Source organism: Dactylosporangium sp. NPDC000555, assembly GCF_040300025.1.
Classification (GTDB): Bacteria; Actinomycetota; Actinomycetes; order Mycobacteriales; family Micromonosporaceae; genus Dactylosporangium.
Genome location: NZ_JBEPDB010000023.1, coordinates 1 through 23,747, shown reverse-complemented (window position 1 = coordinate 23,747; position 23,747 = coordinate 1). Strand labels below are relative to the sequence as shown.

The following is a 23,747-nucleotide window of genomic DNA, read 5'->3' as shown; positions in this document are numbered from 1 at the left end:
CCCCTGGGCCGGGCGTCGTTGGCCACGCCCTGTTCACAGTGCTGGCTGCGCCGCCGCGGGCGGGACGCTTGATCGACCGCGCACCAGCCACTCTCCGCGATAGCACTCCTTGTGCCGATGTACCACAAGCTGCGCACTGACGGCGGCATGTCCGCGCATCCGATCATGGTGTTGGTGGTCTGGGTGCATGCTCCTCGTCCGGTCGGCGAGAGCAGTGTTCGAGAGGTTTGTCCCTGAGGCGGAATGTGCCACCCCGGCGCTCTTCAGTCGGCGGCTCGGCAGGATCGGAAGTCCCAATCCCGCCCGGCTTGTTACCCACGGTGACGAACGCCCGCCGATCGCCGCGTACCAACGGCGGCATGTCCAGACGTCTTGAGTTGTCGGCATTCGAGCGTAGATCACGATCGTGGCTCTGCGGTTCGAGGGCTGCGTGCTTGAGCCCGACCTCGCATGGGAGCGGCCGGGGTTGAAACGGGCGAATGCGGGGAGGAACATGTGCCGGTGCCGACTGGATCACCTCCACGCCTGCAGCGCTGGCTTGCGTGCTCCTGTGTCGCGATAACCATGCTGGCGATAGCGGTCGTGGTGTACGCCCACTGGAATCCGCGCCGGTACCTTTCGCTCAGGCCACTGGCCGCGCTCGAACCGACCATCGCGGTGGCGCTCGCTGCGCCCGTGCTGCTGGCGTTGGCGGTCCTGCTGACCGCGCCACCCGGCTGGCGCCGGACGGTGCCGGCGGCGGTCCTGCTGGGGCTGGTCGTGCCAGTATGTTGCATCGGGTACGTGGAGGACTTGCTTCGCGACGATGGGTACAAGCCGGAGTCGATTGTCACCGCCAGCAGCTCACCCGACGGACGCTGGGCCGTCCTCAGGATCACCTACAGCTGCTATTGCGACTCCGACAGCTACTACGAGGAGTTCCAGCTACGGTCGCGTGCCGGATGGCTCAGCCGGGAGGCGCCACACCCCTTGGCCGTCGTCGGCTACACCGTGCACAAGTCCAGAAGCGAACAGCTTGAAATCGTCCGGATCGAACTCCCCGGCGACAGCACCATCGAGGTGTACACCAACGACGGTGCCGTCCACCGCACGTCCTTCCACCCCGCCAGCCTGACGATCGACGACCAGTTCGAGGAGTGCGGGGACGAGCTGACACACCTCTGCCCATAGCGGTACCGCTCTTCGACCGCTGTAGGCGTATCTCGACGGGGAGCGCCGTCAACGGTGCCCAGCCGACCATCGCCCGTCCCGGCCGGCGTGGCTCGGGGGGCTGCCCTCGTGAGTACGGACTGCGACGTCCGCGATCACGCTTGGCGGCCCCCGCCGCCGGCCTGTCGGCTTTGCCTGGACGGCGGGGTGCGGAGGGGCGCCCACCGGAACCCTGAGGCCCCGGCTGGAGGCCCCGCCGGAGGCGAGGAGCGTGACTACCGGATCAGCTGGCAGGGAGCGCAGCGACCGGTGTCCGCGGGAGCGGCGGTCTGTAGCCCGGCGGACCGGGGTCCAAGAGCTGCGGAACCGCCGACGACCAGAAGCCGACCGGGCCTTATATCTACAGCCGCTGCGGACTGGTCCGCGCGCGGGCCCGCCGAGCTGGCTGACCGCGTGCGGGCTGCGCCGAAGGCGCCTTGACCTAGTACAGCCAGATTCGGCAACCCCATGCGACGGTCGGCCGATTTCATCGTCAGCTTGGCCATCTGGATGGTTCGGTGCAGGCAAGGTACTCCCACACAACCCCGGAGATGCGGGAGCGGCTCAGGGCCAGCCTGACGGATCTCTGGACGGCGGCGCTGGACGCTCGGCGGGAGATCCGGCCCAGCTTGCCGGTGCGGATTCTCGACGATCTGATCCGAGCAAGATCTTCTCCCAAATTTCTCCCAAACGGGCCTGGGAGACGACTCAGGGCCGGTCCCTCGCGATGAGGAAACCGGCCCTGGCCTGGTGTTTCACGAAGTCGGGGTAGCCGGATTTGAACCGACGGCCTCTTCGTCCCGAACGAAGCGCGCTACCAAGCTGCGCTATACCCCGAGCGTGCCGAGTAATCGTAGCCCACACCCGCGCCGCCGCAAACTCGGTATCCCCCGTGTTGGCTGTTGGGTGGGTGAGCTGGGATTACACGGATTTCAGGAACGTGGACAAGCGGTGCTCGTATGCCTCGGGGTTCAGGTTCCAGCCGCGGCAGTGACCGGCCTCACGCGTCTCGACCAAGGTTACGTGCTCGGCGGCGGCGTTCGCGAACTCGACCGTCGGCCAGGGGGCCACCGTGCGGTCGTCGTGGTCCACGTACACCAGCGTCGGCACGTCCAGGCGGTCGGCCAGCGGGCGGTAGTCCAGGTCCGCGGCCCGCACGTCGAGGCGTCGCTGGATCAGTCTCAGCGCCGTCCACGTCCATGCCGGCGGCACGTTGAGCTGGCGGGCGTTCATGCGCAGCGTCGCGTTCCAGTCGACCACCGGGCAGTCCAACACGACGCCGCGCAGGAAGCCGTCGTGGTGCCAGTGGCGGAGCAGGTTGAGGATGGCGGCGCCGCCCATGGACCAGCCCATCAGGATGACGTCGCGGGCGCCCGCCGACCGTGCGTAGTCGATCGCCGACAGGACGTCGCGCCACTCCGTGTGGCCGAGGTGGAAGCGACGGTCGGGGGACGGGGGCGCGTCGGGGTCGTTGCGGTACGACACGACCAGGGTGCGGTGGCCGGACGCGGCCAAGGTAGGCAGGGCGCGCAGGGCCTCGCCGCGCGGGGCGCCGCGGCCGTGCACGGCGATGATCCACGTGTCGTCGGCCGGACCGGCGGGGGGCGGGACCAGCCACGCGGGCAGCGCCCCGAGCTCACCCTGGACGACGACGTCGTCGAACGGCAGGCCCCGGGCGCTATGCGGGTCGCCCTCGAAGACATAACCCGAGGTGTACCCCCGGACGCCCGCCGACAGCGAGCCGCGCGTGACGGCCTCGATCTCGCGGGTGACCGTCGCGCGATCGGCGGCGATCACGTCGCCGAGGCGGGCGTGGCCGCCGGCCCAGACGAACGACAGCGGGATGGACCGGGCCGTGTCCGGGGTCCTCGTCAGCGTGATGCGGTTGCCGGCGAAGGCTCGGACGCGGACGGGATACACCCGGTTGCCGTTGACGTTGAGCACCTGGCCGGCCAGCAACCAGCCGGCGCCGGCGGTGCCGGTGGGCAGCAGCACCGCTAGGCCGGCCGCGCCCGCGATGCCCGCGTAGGCGGCCCGGCGCGCCCACCTGCTCGCCGCCGCGGCCGGCAGCTGGGCCCGGGGTTGGACCTGGGCTTGGGCGGTCATCGCGGGACGAGCGTCAGGATGGACGCCTCCGGCGGGCACGCGAAGCGGATCGGCGCCGTCGGGTGGGTGCCCAGGCCCGCCGACACGTGCAGGTACGACTCGGAATAGGGCCAGCGGTGCAGGCCCTTGGCCATGCTCCGGTCGAGGCCGCAGTTGGTGACGAGGGCGCCGTAGAACGGCACCGCCACCTGGCCGCCGTGCGTGTGGCCGGCCAGCAGCAGGTCGAAGCCGTCGTCGGACATGCGGTCGAGGATGCGCGGCTCGGGGGAGTGGGCCAGGCCGATGCGCACGTCCGCGTCGGCCGCGGCCGGGCCGGCGACCGCGTCGTAGTCGTCGCGGTTGATGTGCGGATCGTCGACACCGATGAGCTCGATCGTGCGGCCGCCCGCCTTGATCGTGGTGCGGGCGTTGTTGAGGTCGGCCCAGCCGGAGCCGGTGAGCAGATCGCGCAGCTCCTCGACGGGGAGCGCCGCGCCCTGCACGTACGGCCTGCTCTTGTTGAAGTAGCCCAGCGGGTTCTTGAACACCGGGCCGCGGTAGTCGTTGGAGCCGAAGACGAAGGCGCCCGGGCGGTCCAGCAGCGGGGTGAGCGCGCGGACCACGGCGGGGACGGCGTCCACGTGGGCCATGTTGTCGCCGGTCACCACGACCAGGTCAGGGTCGGTGCCGGCGAGCTCGGCCACCCAGCGCTGCTTGCGGTGCTGGCCCGGCGTCATGTGCAGGTCGCTGATGTGCAGGATCCGCAGCGGCTCGGCGTCGGGGGCCAGCACCGGGACGTCGAACCGGCGCAGCGTGAACATGTTGCGCTCGACGAGCGAGGCGTAGGCAAGGGTGGCGGCGCCGGCGGCTACGGTGCCGGCCGCGAGTCGCAGTACGGTCTTCGAGCGCATCTGCTCAGCCTACCGGCGCTTTTGCAACGGAATATGAGCAAGATCGGACGGATAGACTTTTCTCATGTTGAAGGTACGCCTGGAGTCCGACCTGCGCGACGCCATGAAGGCTCGTGACGAGCTGGTGACGTCGACCCTGCGGATGGCGATCGCCGCGGTGCGCAACGCGGAGGTCGCCGGGAAGTCCGCACGTGAACTCTCCGACGACGAGGTCCTGTCGGTGCTCACCAAGGAGGCCAAGAAGCGGCGCGAGGCCGCCGAGGCGTTCGCCGGCGCGGGCCGCGAGGCCCAGGCGGCGAAGGAGCGCGCGGAGGAGGAGGTCATCGCCGGATACCTGCCCAAGCAGCTGTCCGACGACGAGCTCGCCGGCATCGTGCGCGACGCCCTGGCCGCCGCGGGGTTCAGCGGCCCGGCGAGCATGGGCCCGGCGATGAAGGCCGCCCAGGCCGCCGTCGCGGGTCGCGCCGAGGGCGGCCGGGTCGCCGCCGTCGTGAGGGCGCAGCTCACCGCGGGCTGACGCACGACAGACCGATATCCGACACGACAAAACGGCGGGTGCCCCGAGGGGGACACCCGCCGTTTCGAATGTTCAGGCGATCAGCAGATCCACGGGATCGGGCAGTTCGGGTCGGTGCCGCCTCGGTTGTTCCGCGGGACGTCGCCGTTCGGGCGGCCGTTGTTGCCCACGTACGGCGGCGCCTGTGCCCCCTGGCCCTTGCTGACGACCAGCGAGACCGGGCCGCCCTTGACCGTGGAGCCGGCCGGCTCGGTGCGGTCGACCGTGCCTGCCGGGCACTGCGACGCGACCTGTTGGCTGGCGACCGAGACGATGAAGCCCGCGTTCTTGACCTTCGAGCGCGCCTGGTCCACGGGGAGGCACTTGACCGACGGGATGTCGACCAGCTTGCCCTGCGCCTTGTCCTTCGTCGGCGGCGTGAACTGCACGACCGGCTGGCCCTCGAGGCCGTCGCGCAGTGTCGCCAGCGCGGCGTAGTTGACCGGCGGGTGCTTCATGTCCTTGCTCGTCTCGGGCCAGTCCGGGTCGGTGAGGAACCCAGAGACCGCGAGCTGCTTGGTCATGACGGTGAAGGTCGCGCTCTTCTCCGAGTCGGTCGTGCCGGTCTTGCCGGCGATCGGCCGCTTCACGAAGCCGCGGGAGTACTGGGCGGTCGCGCCGGAGCACTTGCCGGTCGCGGACTGGTCGCCGACCGGGCAGCGGGCCATGTCCACGGCCGCGCGGGCGACCTCGGGGTCGACGTTCTGCTTGCACTTCGGGTCGAGCCCGTCGACCTTCTTGCCGCTGTTGTCCTTGACCTCGAGGATCGGGGTCGGCTCGCAGTACAGGCCGTCCGCCGCGAGCGTGGCGTAGGCGTTGCCCAGCTGCAGCGGGGTCGTCGCGCTGACGCCCAGCGTGAAGGCGCCCCAGCCCTTCGGGTCGGCCGCCAAATTGGCGTCGTTCGGCGCATTGAACTGGATGCCCAGCCGCTTGGCCACGTCGACGACACGGTCGACGCCGACCATCTGCTCCAGCGGCACGAAGTACGTGTTGATCGAGCTGCCGAAGCCGGTCCACATGTTGTACGGGCCGGACTGGCCGCCGGCGTTCTTCGGGCAGTAGCGGTTGCTGTTACAGGTGGACGGGGCACCCGGCGTGCCGGCGAAGTTCGAGACGAACTGCTTCTCGGTGTTGATCGTTGTCGCCAGCGGGTACCCCGCCTCGAGCGCCGCGACCGAGGTGAAAATCTTGAACGCCGATCCGGCCTGGTAGCCAGGGATGTCCGTGTCGCCGGTGATGATCGGGACCGTGGTGCGCGGCCAGTTGCCCTTCTGGCCCTTCTTGGCGGGGTTGGTGTTCCCCCCGTTCTGCGACTGGTCGTTGCTGAAGATGCGGTTGGTCGCCAGGGCGGTGACCCGGCCGGTGCCCGGCTGCACGGCGGCGAGCATCAGCGCGTTGGACTGGCCCATCTTGACCTGCTGGTCCTTGGACACGTACGGCTGTTCCTGGGCGTACTTGAACGCCGCCGTCTGCGTCTGGATGTCCAGGGACGAGATGACCGTGTAGCCGCCGGACCGCAGCCGGTTGGCGCGCTGGTACGTGTCCTCGCCGAAGACCTTCTGATCCAGCCACCAGCGGCGCAGGTAGTCGCAGTAGAAGCCGGCGCCGAGCTCCGGGCGCTGCACCGACTCGCAGCCCTCGGGCGTGCGCTTGCCGACGATGTTCAGCTTCTCCTTGCCGGCCGCGTCGGCGGCGGCCCGGTCGATGTACCCCATCGACACCATCTGGTTGAGCACGTACTTCTGCCGGTCGAGCGCGGGCTGCAAGCCCTTGGCGGTCGCCGGGTCGTTGGTGCCGGGGGCCTTCACCAGGCCGGCGATCAGCGCCGCCTCGGGCAGCGTCAGATCCTTGGGGTCCTTCTCGAAGTACACGTGCGACGCCGCGAAGATGCCGTAGGCGCCGTGACCGAACGCGGCGATGTTGAGGTACCGCTCGAGGATGTCCCGCTTGGAGAGCTTCTTCTCGAGGTCGATCGCGTATTTCATCTCGCGCAGCTTGCGCGTCGGCGTCTTGTCGGTGGCGTCCACCACCTCCTGCGGCGTCTTGGCCGAGTAGGAGATGGCCTGGCGCACATACTGCATCGTCAGGGTCGAGGCGCCCTGCGCGGTCTGGCCGCCGGCGTTCTGGTTGGCCACGAACGCGCGGGCCACGCCCTTCACGTCGACGCCGCGGTGCTCGAAGAATCGGTTGTCCTCGGCCGCGACGATCGCCCTCCACATGACCTCGGCGACATCGTCGATCTTCACGTCGCGCCGGTTCTCGTCGTACATCATCGCGAGGACGGTTTGACGATCCGACGCGAAGATGTAGCTGATCTGCGGCGAGGGCAGCACGTCGATATCGGTGGGAAGGTTTTCGAACGTGTCGGCACCGGCCTTGGCGGCCAGGCCCGACATTGCGACAGCAGGGAACGCGGCCGCAGCGACCACCAGCCCTGCCAAGAGCCCACACAGCAATAAAGAAGCCGCGTTGGGCAGCAGGCCGTGCTCGCGTTTGCGCATCCAGGTCACCGCCTCAGACTACGGGACGACGTTACGAGGCCGCGTCCAGACGGACGCGCCCTCGTTGTCCTAGACGCGTGACACCGAGTGTGAGGTTGACCCGTTTCTGATTCTGCGTCAAGCGATGCGGGGGCGCCGGGATTTTGGGCAAATCGCACCCGGGAGTGACGAGGCGGTAGCGCCCATCGGCCCTTTGGGGGATCGCTAATGGGCGGTTAACCTGGTGCGACAACGTTGCGTAACTGGACGACTACAGAGCATGATGTTCCGGAAAGCTCCTCTCGGGGTTCCCGTGGCCGGGGACCCTCCTGTCACGCCGGGCGATCCGGCGAACTGCACCCGAATGCCATGGGGGGACGTGGTTTGGGCGCTTTTCGCCGGGGCAAGAGCGGCGGATGGACCCGGGGGGAGTCCAAGGGGGGAAGAGGAAATATGAGCATGGTCGTCGACTGGCCCAGCATCGCCGCGTGTCGCAATGGCGACCCGGATGCCTTGTTCGTTCAGGGCGCCGAGCAAAACGTGGCGAAGCGGATCTGCCGCAGCTGCCCTGTGCGGTACGAGTGCCTGGCGGACGCCCTCGACAACCGGATCGAGTTCGGGGTCTGGGGCGGTATGACCGAGCGCGAGCGCCGTGCGTTGCTGCGCCGTCACCCGCAGGTGTCCAGCTGGCGCAAGATGTTCGAAGCGGCCATCGACCGCGACGAGAAGGACACCAAAGAGCTGGTTCCGACCGGCTGAGCCGATACAAAACGCCAAACGCTCTACGCGAAGGTTGATCCGATCGCGCGCAGCCCGTCGAGGTCATGGACGTCGGCGGGCTGCGCCGGAACCCGGACGACCGGCACGCCCGGATGCGCGCGCAGGAACCGGCCGGAGACCGCCGTCTGCCGGTCGTGCTGATCGGCCAGTTCCGCGTGCACGCGCAACACGTCGGCCGTGGCCGAGTGCCCGTCGATCCCGTCGAGGCGGGCCGCGGCCGCGCGCGCGTCGCCGGCGGAGAGCTGCGGCGCGGCAACCGGCACCACCCGGTTGAGCACCAGGCCGGCCAGGGGCATCCGGTCGGCGGCGAGCCGCCCCGCGAAGTACACCGCCTCGCGCACCGCGTCCGGCTCGGGCGCCGCGACGACCAGGAACGCCGTCTCGGGCGCCTGCAGCACGCGGTACGTCTGCTCGGCCCGCTCGCGGAAACCGCCGAACATCGAGTCCAGCGCGCCGACGAAGCCCGAGAGGTCGGTCAGCAGCTGCGCGCCCAGAATCTTCGTCACCGTGCGGCTGAACAGCCCGAACGAGGCCGAGACCAGGTTGAACACGCTGCGGCCGCCGGCGCGGGCCGGTGCCAGCAGCAGGCGCAGCATCTTGCCGTCGAGGAACCGCGACAGCCGGGCGGGCGCGTCGAGGAAGTCCAGCGCCGAGCGCGACGGCGGGGTGTCCACCACGATCAGGTCCCACTCGTCGCGGGCGCGCAGCTGGCCGAGCTTCTCCATGGCCATGTATTCCTGCGTGCCCGAGAACGTCGAGCTCATGGCCTGGTAGAACGGGTTGGCGAAGATCTCCTCGGCCTTCTTCGGGTCGGTGTGCGCGAGCACGACCTCGTCGAAGGTCCGCTTCATGTCGAGCATCATCGCCTGCAGCTCGGCCGAGTCCGGCTGCAGGCCCTTGACCTGCCGGGGCGTGTTGTCCAGCTCGGTCAGGCCGAGCGCCTGGGCCAGCCGCCGGGCCGGATCGATGGTCAGCACCACCGTGCGCCGGCCGTGCTCCTCCGCCGCCCGCAGCGCCAGCGCCGCGGCCGTTGTCGTCTTCCCGACACCGCCCGAGCCGCAGCAGACCACGATGCGGATCGCCCGATCGGCGAGGACCGCATCAAGATCCAGCTGAGGCGACCGCGGCTCGGCAGTGGGAGGCACAATGCGAGCGTATCCGCTGGGGGCCTCCTCAAGCAGACGTGAGGAGCAGATCACCGAGCGACTCGAGCACGTCCACCGTCACGCCCTCGGGGACAACCGGCAGCTCGACCAGCGGCCGGCCGAGGCCCTGCAACTCGGCGCGTAGCGACGCCTCCGCGGCCACCCGCGTCTGGTACGCCCGCGCCTCGCCGACCAGCCCGCCCAGGAGATCCTTGTCGGCCGTCACGCCGGCCGCGGCGAGCCCGCGCCGCAGGTCGGCCTGGGTGAGCTTGACGCCCGCCAGGACCGGGGGACGGGTGGCGTTCACGATGACGGTACCGATGGGGATGCCCAGCCGCGTGAGCTCGTCGATCGCGTCCGCGGTCTCCTGGACCGGCATCTCCTCCAGGAGGGTGACCACATGCACGGCGGTCATCGGCGAGCGCAGGATGGCCGCGACGCCCTCGCTCTGCGTCTTGATCGGGCCGATCTTGGCCAGCCGGGCCGTCTCGGCCGTCACGTTGAGGAACCGGCCGATCCGCCCGGTCGGGGGCGCGTCCAGCACCACGGCGTCGTAGACGCGCCGGCCGTCGGCGGTCCGGGTGACCGCCTCCTTGATCTTGCCGGTGAGCAGGACGTCGCGCAGGCCCGGGGCGATCGTGGTGGCGAAGTCCACCGCGCCGACCTTGCGCAGCGCCCGGCCGGCCACGCCCAGCCGGTAGAACATCTCGAGGTACTCCAGCAGCGCCTCTTCGACGTCCACCGCCAGCGCCCGCATCTCCCCACCGCCCCTGGCCGTGGCGATGCGCAGCTCCTGGTAGGGCAGCGGGTCGCGGTCGAACAACTGGGCGATGCCCTGCCGCGCCTCGACCTCGATGAGCAGGGTCCGCTTGCCGTCGCGGGCCAGGGCGAGGGCCAGGGCGGCGGCGACCGTCGTCTTGCCGGTGCCGCCTTTGCCGGTGACCACATGCAGACGGGCGGGCCAGCCGTAGCCGCCCCGCCCGTCCGGGAAGTCGCGCGTCGTCACGTCCTCGACGCTACCTGGTCGGGGGAACGATCACGCCGCGGTGATCTCGCACACCCACCACCCCTTGCTCTGGGTGGCGATGTACTTGTACTTCATCTCGGAGACCTTCTCGTCGCTGGTCGACACCTTGACCGGCACGATCAGCGTGGCGATGTCCTTGTCCTGCTTCTCCACGGTCGGCGCGGGCCAGGTGTAGGCCGGGCTGCTCAGCGACGCGTCGAACCGGCGGATCTCGTCGACCCGCGCGGCGAGCTTGTCCTTGTTCCGCGACGAGGCACACACGTACTTCAGCGCCTCCGTGCTGTTCTTGTTCTTGTACACCGCGGTGAGGAAGCCGTTGACGGCCTCGACCGGGCTCGGCGCGCCGGTGCCCTGGTTGTTCTGCACCACGAAATACGCGGCCGCGCCGCCACCGCCGCAGAGCACCAGCACCACGCCGAGGACGATCAGCGTGATCATCAGCCCGCGCTTCTTCTTGACCGGGACCTGCTGCGGGTAGCCCGGATAGCCCATCGCCGGCGGCCCGGAGAACGGCGGTGCCATCCCCGGCTGGGGGATCGGGCCGGTAGGCGGGGCTCCGGCGGGCATGGGCCCGGCCGGGAACTGCCCGGTGGGCGGTGGGAACTGCCCGGCCGGCTGCCCGAAGGCCCCGGCCGCCGGCATCTGCCCGGTCGGCGGCGCGTAGGGCACCGCATACGGCTGACCGGACGTCGGGGGCGCCGAGGTCGGCGGGGCCGCATAGGGGTCCGGCACCGGCGGCGCCGCGAACGGGTCCTGGACCGGCGGTGGTGGCGGCCAGCCCTGCCCCGGCTGGCCCGGCTGGCCTTGGTACTCCGGCTGGCCCGGGTACTGGGGCGGTTGCGTCATCTTTCCCACCTCTGTGCGACACGCGACGGCGGCCCTCACAGTAGCGGCAGGAGACGAGCCATGGGGGTCCGCGATATCGGCCTGTGCCCGACGGGCCGGTCTCGTCCGGCGTTACTGTCCCCACATGCAGAAATGGGAGTACCTAACCGCACCGCTGCTGGTCCACAACACCAAGATGATTCTCGACAACTTCGGCGAGGAGGGCTGGGAGCTGGTGACGGTCGTCCCGGGCCCCAACCCGGAGAACCTGGTCGCCTACTTCAAGCGCCCGAAGGCCGGCTGAGATGGGCGACGTCCACGCCCGGCTCGCCGAGCTCGGGGTCGCCATTCCGCCCGTGGTACCGCCGGTGGCCGCCTACGTGCCGGCGGTGCTGACGGGCAACCACGTGTACGTCTCCGGCCAGCTGCCGATGGTCGACGGCGCGCTGCCGGCCACCGGGCTCGTGGGCGCGGACGTCTCGCCGGAGCGGGCCAAGGAGCTCGCGCGGCAGTCCGGCATCAACGTGCTCGCGGCCGTTGAGGCGCTCGTCGGCCTGGGCCGGGTGGTGAGGGTCGTGAAGATCGTCGGGTTTGTCGCGTCGGCGCCCGGCTTCACCGGCCAGCCCGCGGTCGTCAACGGCGCGAGCGAGCTGTTCGGTGAGGTCTTCGGCGACGCGGGCCGGCATGCGCGCAGCGCGGTGGGCGTCTCGTCGCTGCCGCTGAACGCGCCCGTCGAGGTCGAGGCGATCCTGGAGATCGCCTGAGCGGCGCTAAGCGGATATAACCGAAATGTCGTACATGTCCGTCCCGGTGTGGCGGACATGTACGACTCGCCGAACATCCGGAACGGGTGTTCCAATGGCCGGTCGGGGGACGTGTCGGCCGAACGGCTCCGCCGTAGGATTCCCTCGTGGTAAGCCACGTCACCATCCCCGCGGCCGAGGTACTCGAAGCGTTGCCCGACTGGGTGACGCTGGTCCGTGCGCCCAATCCGGGGCCGATGACGCTCGACGGCACCAACACGTGGCTGCTGCGCGCCCCGGGTGGCGGCAGCATCGTGGTCGACCCCGGGCCCCTCGACGAGGGGCACCTGCGCGCGGTCGCCGCGCACGCGCCCGTCGCGGCCATCGTTCTCACCCACGGTCACATTGACCATACCGAGGGTGTATCGCGACTGGCCGAGCTCACCGGCGCCCCCGTGTACCACCCGCCCGTGCTCGACGGCCTCGACGCCGACGGGGTCACGGTCGAGCCGCTGCCGACGCCCGGGCACACCATGGACTCGGTCTGCTTCGTCGTGCGGTACGGCGGCGAGGAGATCGTGCTGACCGGCGACACGATCCTCGGGCGGGGCACGACGGTGGTGGCCTGGCCCGACGGGAACCTCGGCGACTACCTGGACAGCCTGGCCCGGCTCGCGGCGCTCGACGGCCGGCCCGCGCTGCCCGGCCACGGGCCCGCGCTGAGCGACGCTGGCGTCGCCGCCCGCTTCTACCGCAGCCACCGCGAGGCCCGGCTCGAGCAGGTCCGCGCCGCGGTCACCGCGGGCGCGACCGACGCCGCCGAGGTCGTGGCGCGCGTCTACGCCGACGTCGACCGTGGCCTGTGGCCCGCGGCCGAGTTGAGCGTGCGCGCGCAGCTCGATTTCCTGCGACGGGAATCACACCCACCCGTTGATGGGTTGAGTGCGACGTGACGTGTTCGGTGTGCGGGACTGTGGCCGTTCCCGGTGCGCGGTTCTGCCACCATTGCGGCTCCGCGCTGCCCGGCGCCGCCACCCTGCCGGCGGCCGAGCGGCGGATCGTCACCGTCCTGTTCGGTGACCTGTCCGACTTCACGGCCTGGTCCGAGGACCTGGATCCCGAGCGTGTCGGTGCCGTCACCGACCGTGTTCTAGCCGCGTTGGCGGGCGCCGTCAAGACCTTCGGCGGGCACGTCGACAAGCTCACCGGCGACGGCATCATGGCCGTGTTCGGCGCGCCGGTCGCGCACGAGGACGACGCCGAGCGCGCGGTGCGCGCCGCCCTGTCGATGCAGCGTGCGGTGCGCCGGGTGCTCGACGACGAGCGCGGCGGCGGCGCCCCGCTCGGGCTGCGCATCGGGCTCAACACCGGGCCGGTGGTCGCGGGCGTGCAGGCCGGCATCGAGTACACGGTCATCGGCGACACCGTGAACACCGCTGCCCGGCTGGCCGACGCCGCCGCGATCGGCGCCGTGTACGCGGGCGACCGCACCTCCTCGTCCACCCGCCGCCTGGCCTCCTGGCGCGTCCTGCGTCCGCTGCGGCTCAAGGGCAAGCGGGAGCCGGTCGACGCGTTCGAGCTGCTCGGCCTGCTTGACGCCCCGGGCACCCGCTCCGGCCTCGGCGACGAGGCGCCGTTCGTCGGGCGCGAGGCCGAGCTGGGCCGCGTGTCCGGCCGCCTCGCCGAGATCGCCGACCGGCAGGAACCGCGCGTGCTGGTCTTCACCGGCGAGGCGGGCCTGGGCAAGACCCGGCTGGCCGGCGAGATCGAGCGGTTCGCCGCCGGCTACCTCGGCGGCGCCGGATACACGCCCAGCGCCGGCTTCGCGTCCGGCGGCGGCGCCCGCGTGCTGTCGGTGCACTGCGCGGCGTTCGGCGAGCGGCGCCGGCTCGCGCCGCTGGCCGACCTGGTCCGCGCCGCGATCGGCCTGCCGCCCGACGCCGCGTTCACCCGCGAGGCGGTCGAGGAGCGGCTGCGCCGCCTCGCCCAGCGCCTGGCCCGGGTCGCCCGGGGTCGCCCGGAGCCGCCGCGCCTGGCCAGCGACCTGCTGCTGAGCCTGATCGGGTGTACCGAGGCACCCGGCGACACCGCCTGGGTCGCGCCCGCGGCCGGGCTGGGCCGGCTGGGCGCGGTGGCGCCGGGCCAGCCCGGGCGCGGCGAGCCCGACGAGCTCGACCTGCACGCCGTGCCCAACGCCGTCGCCGAGTTGCTGTCCGGCCTGGCCGCGGAGACCCCGCTCGTGTTGATTGTCGACGACCTGCACGACGCCACCGCGGAGACCCTCGACACGCTCGGCGCCACCATCGAGCGGCTCAGCGGCCCGGTGCTCATCGTGCTGCTCGGCCGGCCCGAGCTGGTCCGCTCCGTCGGAGTGCTGACCCACATCGCCGACGCCGAGGTGGTACCCATCCCGCCGCTGCGCGGTGCGGACTCGGCCCGGCTGCTCTCGGCGTACCTCGGCGGCGGCCGGCTGGCCCCGCCCGACGAGGACCGGCTGCTGGCCACCGCACAGGGCAACCCGTTCTATCTCGCCGAGCTGGTCACGCTGCTGCAGGAGCGCGGCGCGCTCACCACCGTGACCGGCACCGACCCGGCCGGCTGGCGGCTCACGCCCGGCTCGCTCGGCGGCCGGCTGCTCTCCCGCGACCTCGCCGCCGTCCTCGCCGCTCGCATCGACGCGCTACCGGCCGACACCCGCGCGGTGCTGCGCGACGCCGCCGTCATCGGCGACAACGTGCCGGCCCGGGCCCTGGAGGCGCTGCGGTTCAACCCGCCCGGCCAGCCGGCCCGCCCGGCGGTCGTCGCCGCCGTCGAGCTGGAGCGGGCCGTAGAGGAGCTGCTGCAACGCCGCATGCTGCGCCGCGGCCGGGCCGGCTACGCGTTCGCCACCCCGCTGCTGCGCGAGGCGGCGTACGCCGGCATCGGCAAGGCCGACCTCGCCGAGCGGCACGCCGCGCTGTCGCGGTGGGCCTCGGCCGCCGTCACCGCGTTTCTCGCCAGCGGGGGCACCGGCAACGTCACCGGGCTCAACATGACCGTCGGCGCCGCCGACGCCTTCATCGCCGAGCACGCCGAGCGCGCCGGACAGCTCGCCGACGTCGTCGGGCTGCGCCCCGACTCGCTGGCCCGCTCCGCCGCGCCGCTGGGCGTCCAGGCGCTGAGCCGGGCCGCCCGGGCCGCGCTGGCCAGCGGCGAGCCGGCGCAGGCCGCGCAGGCCGCCGACCGCGCCGTGGCGCTCGGCGCCGGCGCGCTGCCGACCGCCGACCGGCTCGTGCACGCCCGGGCGCTACTGCAGCTCGGCCGCTCGGCGGAGGCCCTCGGATACGCCGAGAAGATCACCGCCAACGCGGGCGACGACGCCGCCGTGCGGGTCGGCGCCCTGCTCGTGGCCGGGCGCGCCTACCGGGCCATGGGCGACCACCGGCGCAGCTACCGGACGCTGACCGAGGCGCTGGAGGCGGCGACGGCGGCGCACCTGACGTACGAGCGCGGCGACGCCATGCGCCGCCTCGGCATGTCCGACTTCCTGGAGGGGCGCCTGGCCGAGGCCGGCGGCCGGTTCGCCGAGTCGTTCCAGATCGCGGTCACCGCCGGCGACCGGCGTGCCCAGGCGTGGTCGTTGCAGCACCTGGCCTGGGTCACCACCACCCGCGGCGACTTCGCCGGCGCCGACGCGGCGCTGGGACGGGCCGCGCGCCGCTTCGCCGAGATCGGCGACCCGGTCGGGCGCGCCTGGCTGCGCGGCACGACGGCGTTCGTGCGGCTGCTGGCCGGCCGCCTCGGCGAGGCCCGCCGGCTGGCCAACGCCTTCCTGCCCTTCGGCGAGCAGGTCGGCGACGCCTGGGCGGTCGGCACGCTGCGCGCGGTCGAGGCGTTCGCCGCGGCCGAGAGCGGCGACCTGGCCGAGGCCGACCGCGAGGCCCGGCGGGCGTATCGCGATTTCGCCGCCGCCGGCGACGACTGGGGCCGTGGCCTGGCGCTGGTGGTCCGCGGCGTGGTCGCCCGCGAGCTGTCCGAGCCGGCGCACGCCTACGACCTGCTCTCCGACGCCACCGAGTACGGCGAGAAGACCGGTCACCCGCTCCTGCTCGGCATGTCCCGCACGATCCGCGGCTTCGTCAGCCTCGACCGGGGCGATCCGGTCGCCGCCGAGACCGACGCCCGGGCGGTGCTGCAGGTCGTGGACACCCACGACGTGCTCGAGCCGGCCAAGGTCGGCCCGCGCGTGCTGTTCGGGCTGGCCCGCCTCGCCCAGGGTGACCTGCCCACGGCGCTGGAGACCCTCGGCTGCGTCGCCGCCGAGCGCCCCGGCCCGTCGGTGATCTTCTCCCGCCGGCACGCGGTGGCCGCCTACGCCGCGGCGCTGCTCGCGGCCGGGCGCAACGCCGAGGCCCTCGACTGGGCCCGGCAGGCGCAGTCCGCGCCGGGCGAGGACGTGCGCGGCCGCGATTATGCCGCGGCGGTACTCCAGGAAGCGCTCGAGGCCAACGCGGAGTGCGCGAACGACTCTGTCCCGGTGGTCGCCGAGTCCTGAGATTCAGGGTGTGGCCGATGTGTGACGAAGAAATGTCGGACCCCTGTCGTACCGTCTTAGCCGTGACCGCATCGACTCCACTCCCCACGGTGCCCGGCCTGACCGGGTTCTCCGTGCTGGCCCGCGGTGGTTATGCCACCGTCTACCGGGCTGAGCAGGAGTCGGTCGGCCGCGACGTCGCCGTCAAGGTCGAGAACCGCACGATCGAGACCGATCGAGACCGCCGCCGCTTCCTGCGCGAGGCGCGCGCCGCCGGCCGCATGTCCAGCCACCCGCACGTCGTCGACCTGTTCGACGCCGGCGTCACCGGCGACGGGCACCCCTACCTGGTCATGGAGCTCTGCGACGGCTCCTATGCCGAGCGCATGCGCACCGCGCCGCTGAGCCCCGCCGAGGTCCGCGAGGTCGGCTTCAAGATCGCCGACGCGCTCGCCGACGCGCATTCGCTGGGCGTCCTGCACCGCGACGTCAAGCCGGCCAACATCCTGTTCAGCCGGTTCGGCGAGCCCGCCCTGGCCGACTTCGGCCTGGCCATCCTCGCCGAGTGGCGCGACGTGTCGATCACCCTCGACGTGCTCACCCCGGCCTACGCGCCGCCCGAGACGTTCCGCCACGCCACGCCCGGCCCCGCCGCCGACGTCTATGCGCTGTGCGCCACGCTTTACGCCCTCATGCGCGGCCGCCCGCCCCGCTGGCGCGCCGACCAGATGCCCAGCCTGCTGTCGCTGGTCGACATGTTCAACGACCACATCCCCGACTTGCCGGGCTGCCCCGACGAGCTGATGGTGATCCTTCGCGCCGGCATGTCCAACGACGACGCGGCCCGGCCCACGGCGCTGCAGCTGCGCGACGCGCTGACGGGCCTGCGGATGGCCCCACCGCCCCAGGTGATCCTGCCGCCGCTGGGCTCGCCGCCGGTCGAGCCGGTGCATGCGGCGCCCCCACTGCCGTCCACCCCACCGCCCCGGGGCGACCGGCTGCTCGACTCGCCGTTCCTGGGCGGGTTCCCGCGCGACCTGGAGCAGACCGTCCCGCACCAGGCCGGCCTGGAGGAGCCGCCGACCGACCCGCTGGCTGCCCGCTTCGGCGCCTCGTCCGCACCCTCCGGTGTCGGCGCCCCTGCCAGCTCCTCCACGTCCGCTGGTCCTTCCGGCTCGTCCTCGTCGCCTGGGCCCTCCGGCGGTGCTTCCGGTCCTTCTGCTCTTTCCGCTCTTTCCGGTCCTTTCGATCCTTTCGGTCCCTTCGGGGGCACCGGCGGCGCCTCGGTCGCGGCGGCGGATTCCGGTTCGTCCGGTTTGCCGGGGATCTTCCTCGGCGTTTCGACTGGCGGACCGTCTGATTCGCCCGGCTTGTCCGGCGATCGTGGGGATGCCGCCTTGTTTGGGGCTCCGATCGCACCGCCGGCCGATCCGTTCGTAGCGCCCGTCAAGTCACCGGCGGCGAGCCGGCGGGGGATGTGGCTGGGCGTGATCGGCGGGCTGGTAGCGGTGGCCGTCCTGGCGGGGATCGCCGTTGCCTACGGACTCGGCGGCCGCACGCCGGACCCCACCGCGTCGCAGTCGTCGATCGCCGTCCCGCCCCTGGCCACGTGCGGCCCGGTCGCCGGCCCGGGCGCCCGCTGCTCCGACACCCCGGAGTGCTTCGACGCGAAGCCGTCCCCAGTGGACTGCGCGGGCCGCCACACGTGGGAGGTGTTCGCATACGGCGACCTGCCCGCCGGCAGCGCCGTGTCCGACAAGAAGGACCCGGCCGTGGCCGCGGTGTGCAGCCTGCCGACCCTCATGTCGGTCAACGTCGCCGCCACGAACTGGCGGATCGACGTGCTCCTGCCGAGCCTCGGTGCCCAGAAGGCCGGCCCGACCACGTTCCGCTGCCTGGCCGGCAGGGGCGACGTCGCCCTGATCGGCGAGCAACTGCACAAGTCCCGCTGAGCCGCGCTGTCAGTAGGACTTCTCCTGCCCCATGAGGTGCTGGGACACGAAGTTCAGGATCATCTCGCGGGAGACCGGTGCGATCCGGCCGGCCCGGACCGAGCCGAGCAGGGTGGCCACGCCGAACTCCGTGGTCATGCCGTTGCCGCCCAGGGACTGGATCGCGGTGTCGACGGCGAGCGCGGCCGCCTCGGCGGCGGCGTATTTCGCCATGTTCGCCGCCACGCCCGCCTCCAGATCGCGGCCGGCGTCGTAGAGGGCCGCGGCCTTGGCGACCATGAGCCGGGCGAGCTCCACCTGGATGTGGGCGTGCGCGAGCGGGTGCGCCACACCCTGGTGGCTGCCGATCGGGCGGCCCCACACGGCGCGGGTCGCGGTGTAGGTGGAGGCGCGCTCGAGGGCGTAGCGGGCGGTGCCGCACGCCATCGCGGCCACCGTGATCCGCTCCGGGTTGAGGCCGGAGAAGAGCGCCGGCAGGCCCGCCTCGGGATCCTCGCCGATGAGCGCGTCGGCCGGGACGCGCACGTCGTCGAGGTACAACAGGAATTGGTTCTCGGGGCTGACGATCTCCATGTCCAGCTTCGTCGCGGTCAGTCCCGGCGCGTCGGCCGGTACCACGAACAGGGCGGGCTTGAGCCGTCCGGTGCGCTCGTCCTCCAGGCGCGCCACCACCATGATCTTCGAGCATTCGTCGACGCCCGAGATGTACACCTTGCGGCCGGTCAGCGAGTAGCCGCCCTCGGACGGCCGGGCCACGGTGCTGAGCTTGTGGAAGTTGGAACCGGCGTCCGGCTCGGTGATGGCGAAGCAGACCTTCAGCGTGCCGGCGGCGAAGCCGGGGAGCATGGCCCGCCGCTGGGCGTCCGTGCCGTGCTTGGCCACGATGGTGGCCGCGATGGCGGGGGAGACGACGAGCAGCAGCAGCGGCGTGCCGGCCGCGGCCAGTTCCTCGCAGACGATCGCGAGCTCGGTGATGCCGCCGCCCCCGCCGTCGTACTGCTCGGGCACGCTGACGCCGAGGTAGCCGAGCCGGGCGGCCTCCTCCCACAGCTCGTCGGAGTGCTCACCGGCCTTCGCCTTGCGCACGAAGTACTCGTGGCCGTAGCGCTTGCCGAGCTTGGCGACCGCGTCGCGGAGGTCCTGCTGTTGAGGGGTGTAGTCGAAGTCCACGAACTCTCCTCATGAGGGAGGTGCTAGGCGGGGGTAAGCACAGCCAGCAGTGCGCCGGACTCGACCTGCGAGCCGGCCGCGACCCGCAGGTCGCTGATGACGCCGTCGGTGGGGGCGTGCACGGGGTGTTCGAGCTTCATCGCCTCCACCGTCAGCAGCAGGTCGCCGGCCACGACCCGTTGGCCGGGCACGACGAGCACCCGGCCGACCGCGCCGGGCAGCGGCGCGACCAGGGAGCCCTCGGGCTGCTCGGCGACAGGCAGCGGGTACCGCGGCAGCTCCGTCAGCGTCACCGAGCCCTCGGTGCTGTCCACGAAGGACACCCCGTCGACCTCGTGGATCACGAACTGCAGACGCACGCCGCCGACGTCGAGCACCACCCGCTCGCCGGTCGCGCTGATGATCCCCGCCGGCGGATGGTCGAGCGCGCCGGCCGGGTCGAGCGCGGCGCCGGGCAGCCCAGCGCTCTCCAGTTCCTCCCGATCGATCCGGCGCACGGCCCAGGCGGCCAGGTCGTTGGCGCGGTCCAGCCGGTAGCCGACCTCGATCGTGCCCGTCGGCCCCTCGTACACCACCGTCTGTAGCGCGCTGGGCACGTTGCGCCAGCCGGAGGGCAGGCCGGGCAGCAGCGCGGTCTTGGCGCGGCGCGCGGCGCCGGACAGCGCCGCCGCGAGGCACGACAGGCGCACCGCGTCGACCGAGGAGAGCAGGGGCGCGAACACCTCGGGGTGGCGATCCAGAAAGCCGGTGTCGGTACCGCCGGACAGGAACGCCGAGTGCCGCAGCACCCGCACGAGCAGGTCGCGGTTGGTCGTCACGCCGTGGATGCGCGCCCGCGCGAGGGCCCCGCCGAGCATCCGGGCGGCCTCGGCGCGGGTCGGCGCCCAGGCGATCAGCTTCGCGAGCATCGGGTCGTAGTGCACGCCGATGACCGAGCCGTCGGCGACGCCGGAGTCCAGCCGCAGGCCGGGCGCGGGCAGCGGGCCGAATGCGTGCGCGACCCCGGGGACGTCGAAGCGGTGCAGCGTGCCGGTGGAGGGCATCCATGCGTACGCGGGATCCTCGGCGTACAGGCGGACCTCGATCGCGTGGCCGCGCAGCGGCGGCGGGCCGTTGAACGGCAGTGCGCCGCCCTCGGCCACGACCAGTTGCAGCCGGACCATGTCGACGCCGACCACGCACTCGGTTACCGGGTGCTCGACCTGTAGCCGGGTGTTCATCTCCAGGAAGAAGAACTCGCCGCCCGGCGCCAGCAGGAACTCGACGGTGCCGGCGCCGATGTAGGAGACCGCGCGGGCGGCCGCGATCGCCGCCTGGCAGAGCTGCTCGCGCAGCGCCGCGTCGACCGCCGGCGATGGGGTCTCCTCGACGATCTTCTGATGCCGCCGCTGGATCGAGCACTCGCGCTCGCCGAGCGGGACCACGTTGCCGTGCGAGTCCGCCATGATCTGGACCTCGATGTGGCGGGCGCGTTCGACGTACCGCTCGCAGAAGACCGTCCCGTCGCCGAACGCCGAAGCGGCCTCGCGGCGCGCCGCCGCCACGGCCTCGGCCAATGACTCGCGATCGCGCACGATCCGCATGCCCCGGCCGCCGCCGCCCGCGGACGCCTTGACCAGCACCGGGAACGTGTCGACGTCCTCGGGCTCGATGGCGGTCGGCAGCATCGGCACCCCGGCCTCGGCCAGCAGCGCCTTGGCCTCCAGCTTCGAGCCCATCATCGCGATCGCCTTCGGCGAAGGGCCGACCCAGGTCAGGCCCGCGTCGATCACCGCCCGCGCGAAGTCGGCGTTCTCCGAGAGAAACCCATATCCCGGGTGTACCGCGTCGGCGCCGCACTTGCGGGCCGCCGCGATCAGCAGATCGCCGCGCAGGTAGGTGGCCATCGGCGAGTTGCCGGGCAGGTGCACGGCGTAGTCGGCCTCGGCGACGTGCGGGGAGTCGGCGTCCGCGTCGGAGTAGACGGCGACCGTCTCGACCCCCATTGCCCGGCAGGTGGCGAACACCCGGCGGGCGATCTCGCCGCGGTTGGCTACCAGCAGCCTTCTGATCACTATCGCTCCCTAGTGCCGGAATACGCCGAATTGGGCGGTTTCGCCGGTGCCCACGAGCGCCAGGCACATGCCCAGCACGGTGCGGGTGTCGCGCGGGTCGATCACGCCGTCGTCGTAGAGGCGGCCGGAAAGGAACAGCGCCGCCGACTCCTGCTCCACCTTGCGCTCGACCATGAACCGCATGGTGCGGTCCTGCTCCTCGTCGTAGGCGTGCCCCTTCGCCTCGGCCGCCTGCCGGGCCACGATCGACAGCACGCCGGCCAGCTGCTGCGGCCCCATGACCGCGGACTTGGCGTTGGGCCAGGTGAAGAGGAACCGCGGCTCGAAGGCGCGGCCGCACATGCCGTAGTTGCCGGCGCCGTACGAGGCGCCGATGTTGACCGTCAGGTGCGGCACCCGCGAGTTCGCCACCGCGTTGATCATCAGCGCGCCGTGCTTGATGATGCCGCCCTGCTCGTACTCGCTGCCGACCATGTACCCGGTGGTGTTCTGCAGGAAGACCAGCGGGATGCCGCTGCTGTTGGCCAGCTGGATGAACTGGGCGGCCTTCTGTGCCTCGGCGGAGAACAGCACGCCCCGGACGTTGGCCAGCACGCCGACGCGGTGGCCGTGGATCGCGCCCCAGCCGGTACACAGCGCCGGACCGTAGGCGGGCTTGAACTCGTCGAACTCGCTGCCGTCGAGGATCCGGGCGAGGATCTCGCGCGGGTCGAACGGCACACGCAGGTCCGCGCTCGGGATGCCCAGCAGGTCGTCGGCGTCGAACTTCGGTTCGGGGCCGTAGGTGCGGGATTGCCCGGGATTTCGAAAATTTCGTACGCAGCCGCGCGCCAGGCGCAGGGCGTCGCGCTCGTCCTCGGCCACGAAGTCGGCCAGGCCCGAGCGCGTCGCGTGCATCACCGCGCCGCCGAGCGTCTCGTCGTCCACCGTCTCGCCGGTCGCCATCTTCACCAGCGGCGGCCCGGCCAGGAACACCTTCGCCCGGTCGCGCACGAAGATCGTGTAGTCCGACATGCCCGGCACGTACGCGCCGCCGGCCGTCGCGTTGCCGAACACCACCGCGACCGTCGGGATCGCCGCCGCCGACAGTCGCGTCAGGTCCCGGAACGCGGCGCCGCCCGGGATGAAGATCTCCGCCTGCTGCGGCAGGTCCGCGCCGCCCGACTCGACCAGATTGATCAGCGGCAGCCGGTTCTCCCGGGCGATCTGCCCGGCCCGCTGGGTCTTCTTGAGCGAGAACGGGTTGACCGCGCCGCCCCGCACGGTCGGGTCGTTGGCCACGATCACGCAGGGAACACCCTCGACGATGCCGATGCCGGTCACGACGCTCGCCCCGACCGGGTAGTCGGTGCCCCACGCGGCGACCGGGCACAGCTCCAGGAACGGCGAGTCGCGGTCGACCAGCAGCTCGATGCGCTCGCGCGGCAGCAGCTTGCCGCGCGCGTGGTGGCGGGCCACATACTTCTCGCCCCCGCCGCCGCGTGCCTGCCGCAGCGCCGACTCCAGCTCGGTCAGCCGTTCGAGCATCGCCTGGCGATTTTCCTGGTAGGCGCTCACGCGTGGGTCCCCCGGGCGGCCGCCCCCACCCAGGTCGAGGTTGCTCGTCAACACCGGCATGCCTCAGACCCCCAACTGCTTCGCGATGATCTCGTTCATGATCTCCGTGGTACCGCCGCCGTGCGACCGCCCGGCCCGGTCGACGACGTGATCGCACGCCGCGACCGCGGTGTTCTTCGCCATCGCCACCTCCGTAACGAGCCGCTCGCCGCTTGCGACACGCGTCGCGACGTGGTGGACGTACGCGCTCGCCCCGTTCACGGCAGCGGCTCCCCGGTCAGCAGCTCCCCGGGCAGGTCGACCACCCGGGAGCGCAGCCACTCGCCCAGCGCCTTGCCCTGCGGGTCGAACCGCGTGCTGGCCGCGACGCCCTCGCCGAGAATTCCGTGGATCACGAAGTTGACCGCGCGCAGGTTGGGCAGCTCGTACCGCTCGGTTCGCAGCGGGGCGGCCTCGGGCAGCAGCGCCTTGAGCCGCTCGACGGTGAGCTCGGCGCGCAGCCACTCGTACGCCCGGTTGGTGCGCGCCCAGACGCCGATGTTGGCGTCGCCGCCCTTGTCCCCGGATCTGGCCCCGAACAGCACCCCGAGCGGGGCGCGAATCATTTCTTGCCGGATAAATCCGGACACGTCGGTGTCCGGATCGCCCGTGGGGCCGCCCGTGGGGCCGCCCGTGGGGCCGCCCGTGGGGCCGCCCGTGGGGCCGCCCGTGGGGCCGCCCGTGGGGCCACCCGTGGGGCCGCCCGTGGGGCCGCCCGTGGG

At 72.1% G+C, this 23,747-nt stretch carries 18 protein-coding genes, 1 tRNA gene and 3 pseudogenes; 8 read left to right on the top strand and 14 right to left on the bottom strand.

Translation table 11 applies throughout. The annotated features are described in order from the left end of the window. Window positions 1-564: 564 nt before the first annotated feature. Window positions 565-1,170, top strand: a complete 606-nt coding sequence (locus ABT297_RS16700) for a hypothetical protein (RefSeq protein WP_350549802.1) — start codon at window positions 565-567, stop codon at window positions 1,168-1,170. 781 nt (window positions 1,171-1,951) lie between these two features. On the opposite strand, the gene ABT297_RS16695 is transcribed toward ABT297_RS16700, so the two are convergent. The 3 genes from ABT297_RS16695 to ABT297_RS16685 all read right to left on the bottom strand — a co-directional run bounded on the left by ABT297_RS16695 (window position 1,952) and on the right by ABT297_RS16685 (window position 4,184). Beyond that, a tRNA-Pro gene (locus ABT297_RS16695) sits at window positions 1,952-2,025 on the bottom strand. Window positions 2,026-2,109: 84 nt separating this feature from the next. Continuing rightward, window positions 2,110-3,294 (bottom strand): alpha/beta hydrolase family protein, encoded by a 1,185-nt coding sequence (locus ABT297_RS16690; protein WP_350549799.1) that lies wholly within the window; start codon window positions 3,292-3,294, stop codon window positions 2,110-2,112. Further along, complete coding sequence (locus ABT297_RS16685) at window positions 3,291-4,184, bottom strand: metallophosphoesterase (RefSeq protein ID WP_350549796.1); 894 nt, start codon at window positions 4,182-4,184, stop codon at window positions 3,291-3,293. Before ABT297_RS16685 ends, ABT297_RS16690 begins: the two co-directional genes overlap by 4 nt. 64 nt (window positions 4,185-4,248) lie before the next feature. Here ABT297_RS16685 and ABT297_RS16680 point away from each other — a divergent pair, with 64 nt between their 5' ends. Then, entirely contained in the window at window positions 4,249-4,701 is a 453-nt protein-coding gene (locus tag ABT297_RS16680; protein ID WP_350549793.1) for a GatB/YqeY domain-containing protein, read from the top strand. Between the two features lie 80 nt (window positions 4,702-4,781). Here ABT297_RS16680 and ABT297_RS43160 read toward each other — a convergent pair whose 3' ends face one another. From ABT297_RS43160 to ABT297_RS43150, 3 genes and pseudogenes are all read right to left on the bottom strand, one after another. Next, window positions 4,782-5,198: a PASTA domain-containing protein gene (locus ABT297_RS43160; protein WP_502885581.1), complete on the bottom strand. Its 417-nt coding sequence runs from the start codon at window positions 5,196-5,198 to the stop codon at window positions 4,782-4,784. Window positions 5,199-5,348: 150 nt separating this feature from the next. Continuing rightward, a pseudogene (locus ABT297_RS43155) lies at window positions 5,349-6,059 on the bottom strand (penicillin-binding transpeptidase domain-containing protein); the annotation flags it as partial. Between the two features lie 462 nt (window positions 6,060-6,521). Continuing rightward, window positions 6,522-7,010 (bottom strand): annotated as a pseudogene (locus ABT297_RS43150) (transglycosylase domain-containing protein); the annotation flags it as partial. 663 nt (window positions 7,011-7,673) lie between these two features. On the opposite strand from ABT297_RS43150, the gene ABT297_RS16670 reads away from it, so the two are divergent. Then, a complete protein-coding gene (locus ABT297_RS16670) occupies window positions 7,674-7,979 on the top strand; it encodes a WhiB family transcriptional regulator (protein ID WP_350549791.1) in 306 nt (101 codons plus the stop codon). 23 nt (window positions 7,980-8,002) lie between these two features. Here the strand turns inward: ABT297_RS16670 and bagB are convergent, their stop codons facing one another. The 3 genes from bagB to ABT297_RS16655 are packed head-to-tail and all read right to left on the bottom strand — an operon-like array spanning window position 8,003 to window position 11,018. Then, a complete protein-coding gene (bagB, locus tag ABT297_RS16665) occupies window positions 8,003-9,148 on the bottom strand; it encodes an ArsA family ATPase (RefSeq protein ID WP_350549962.1) in 1,146 nt (381 codons plus the stop codon). Between the two features lie 25 nt (window positions 9,149-9,173). After that, complete coding sequence (bagA, locus tag ABT297_RS16660; protein ID WP_350549788.1) at window positions 9,174-10,151, bottom strand: ATPase BagA; 978 nt, start codon at window positions 10,149-10,151, stop codon at window positions 9,174-9,176. A 30-nt stretch (window positions 10,152-10,181) separates the two neighbouring features. Further along, the gene (locus ABT297_RS16655) at window positions 10,182-11,018 is read right to left on the bottom strand and encodes an Rv0361 family membrane protein (RefSeq protein ID WP_350549785.1); all 837 of its coding nucleotides are present in this window, start codon (window positions 11,016-11,018) and stop codon (window positions 10,182-10,184) included. A gap of 124 nt (window positions 11,019-11,142) precedes the next feature. Between ABT297_RS16655 and sp36 the strand changes: the two genes are divergently transcribed. The 5 genes from sp36 to ABT297_RS16630 all read left to right on the top strand — a co-directional run bounded on the left by sp36 (window position 11,143) and on the right by ABT297_RS16630 (window position 18,205). Further along, window positions 11,143-11,301: a Sp36 family protein gene (sp36, locus tag ABT297_RS16650; protein ID WP_350549782.1), complete on the top strand. Its 159-nt coding sequence runs from the start codon at window positions 11,143-11,145 to the stop codon at window positions 11,299-11,301. Window position 11,302: 1 nt separating this feature from the next. Beyond that, window positions 11,303-11,761 (top strand): RidA family protein, encoded by a 459-nt coding sequence (locus tag ABT297_RS16645; protein WP_350549779.1) that lies wholly within the window; start codon window positions 11,303-11,305, stop codon window positions 11,759-11,761. 146 nt (window positions 11,762-11,907) lie between these two features. Next, window positions 11,908-12,693 carry an MBL fold metallo-hydrolase gene (locus tag ABT297_RS16640; RefSeq protein WP_350549776.1) on the top strand — a complete coding sequence of 262 codons (786 nt, stop codon included), beginning with the start codon at window positions 11,908-11,910 and terminating at the stop codon, window positions 12,691-12,693. Then, window positions 12,690-16,274 carry an adenylate/guanylate cyclase domain-containing protein gene (locus ABT297_RS16635; protein WP_350549774.1) on the top strand — a complete coding sequence of 1,195 codons (3,585 nt, stop codon included), beginning with the start codon at window positions 12,690-12,692 and terminating at the stop codon, window positions 16,272-16,274. The genes ABT297_RS16640 and ABT297_RS16635 overlap by 4 nt, the downstream gene beginning before the upstream one ends. Before the next feature lie 62 nt (window positions 16,275-16,336). Further along, complete coding sequence (locus tag ABT297_RS16630) at window positions 16,337-18,205, top strand: serine/threonine-protein kinase (protein WP_502885580.1); 1,869 nt, start codon at window positions 16,337-16,339, stop codon at window positions 18,203-18,205. 9 nt (window positions 18,206-18,214) lie between these two features. On the opposite strand, the gene ABT297_RS16625 is transcribed toward ABT297_RS16630, so the two are convergent. The 5 genes and pseudogenes from ABT297_RS16625 to ABT297_RS16605 form a co-directional block, all read right to left on the bottom strand. Next, window positions 18,215-19,375 carry an acyl-CoA dehydrogenase family protein gene (locus tag ABT297_RS16625; protein ID WP_350549771.1) on the bottom strand — a complete coding sequence of 387 codons (1,161 nt, stop codon included), beginning with the start codon at window positions 19,373-19,375 and terminating at the stop codon, window positions 18,215-18,217. Window positions 19,376-19,398: 23 nt separating this feature from the next. After that, complete coding sequence (locus ABT297_RS16620; RefSeq protein WP_350549768.1) at window positions 19,399-21,429, bottom strand: acetyl/propionyl/methylcrotonyl-CoA carboxylase subunit alpha; 2,031 nt, start codon at window positions 21,427-21,429, stop codon at window positions 19,399-19,401. 9 nt (window positions 21,430-21,438) lie between these two features. After that, entirely contained in the window at window positions 21,439-22,956 is a 1,518-nt protein-coding gene (locus ABT297_RS16615; RefSeq protein ID WP_350549956.1) for an acyl-CoA carboxylase subunit beta, read from the bottom strand. Window positions 22,957-23,049: 93 nt separating this feature from the next. Next, window positions 23,050-23,238: pseudogene (locus tag ABT297_RS16610) on the bottom strand (acyl-CoA dehydrogenase family protein); the annotation flags it as partial. Between the two features lie 5 nt (window positions 23,239-23,243). Further along, window positions 23,244-23,747 (bottom strand): AtuA-related protein (locus tag ABT297_RS16605; protein ID WP_502885579.1); only part of this gene is annotated, 504 nt, incomplete at its 5' end.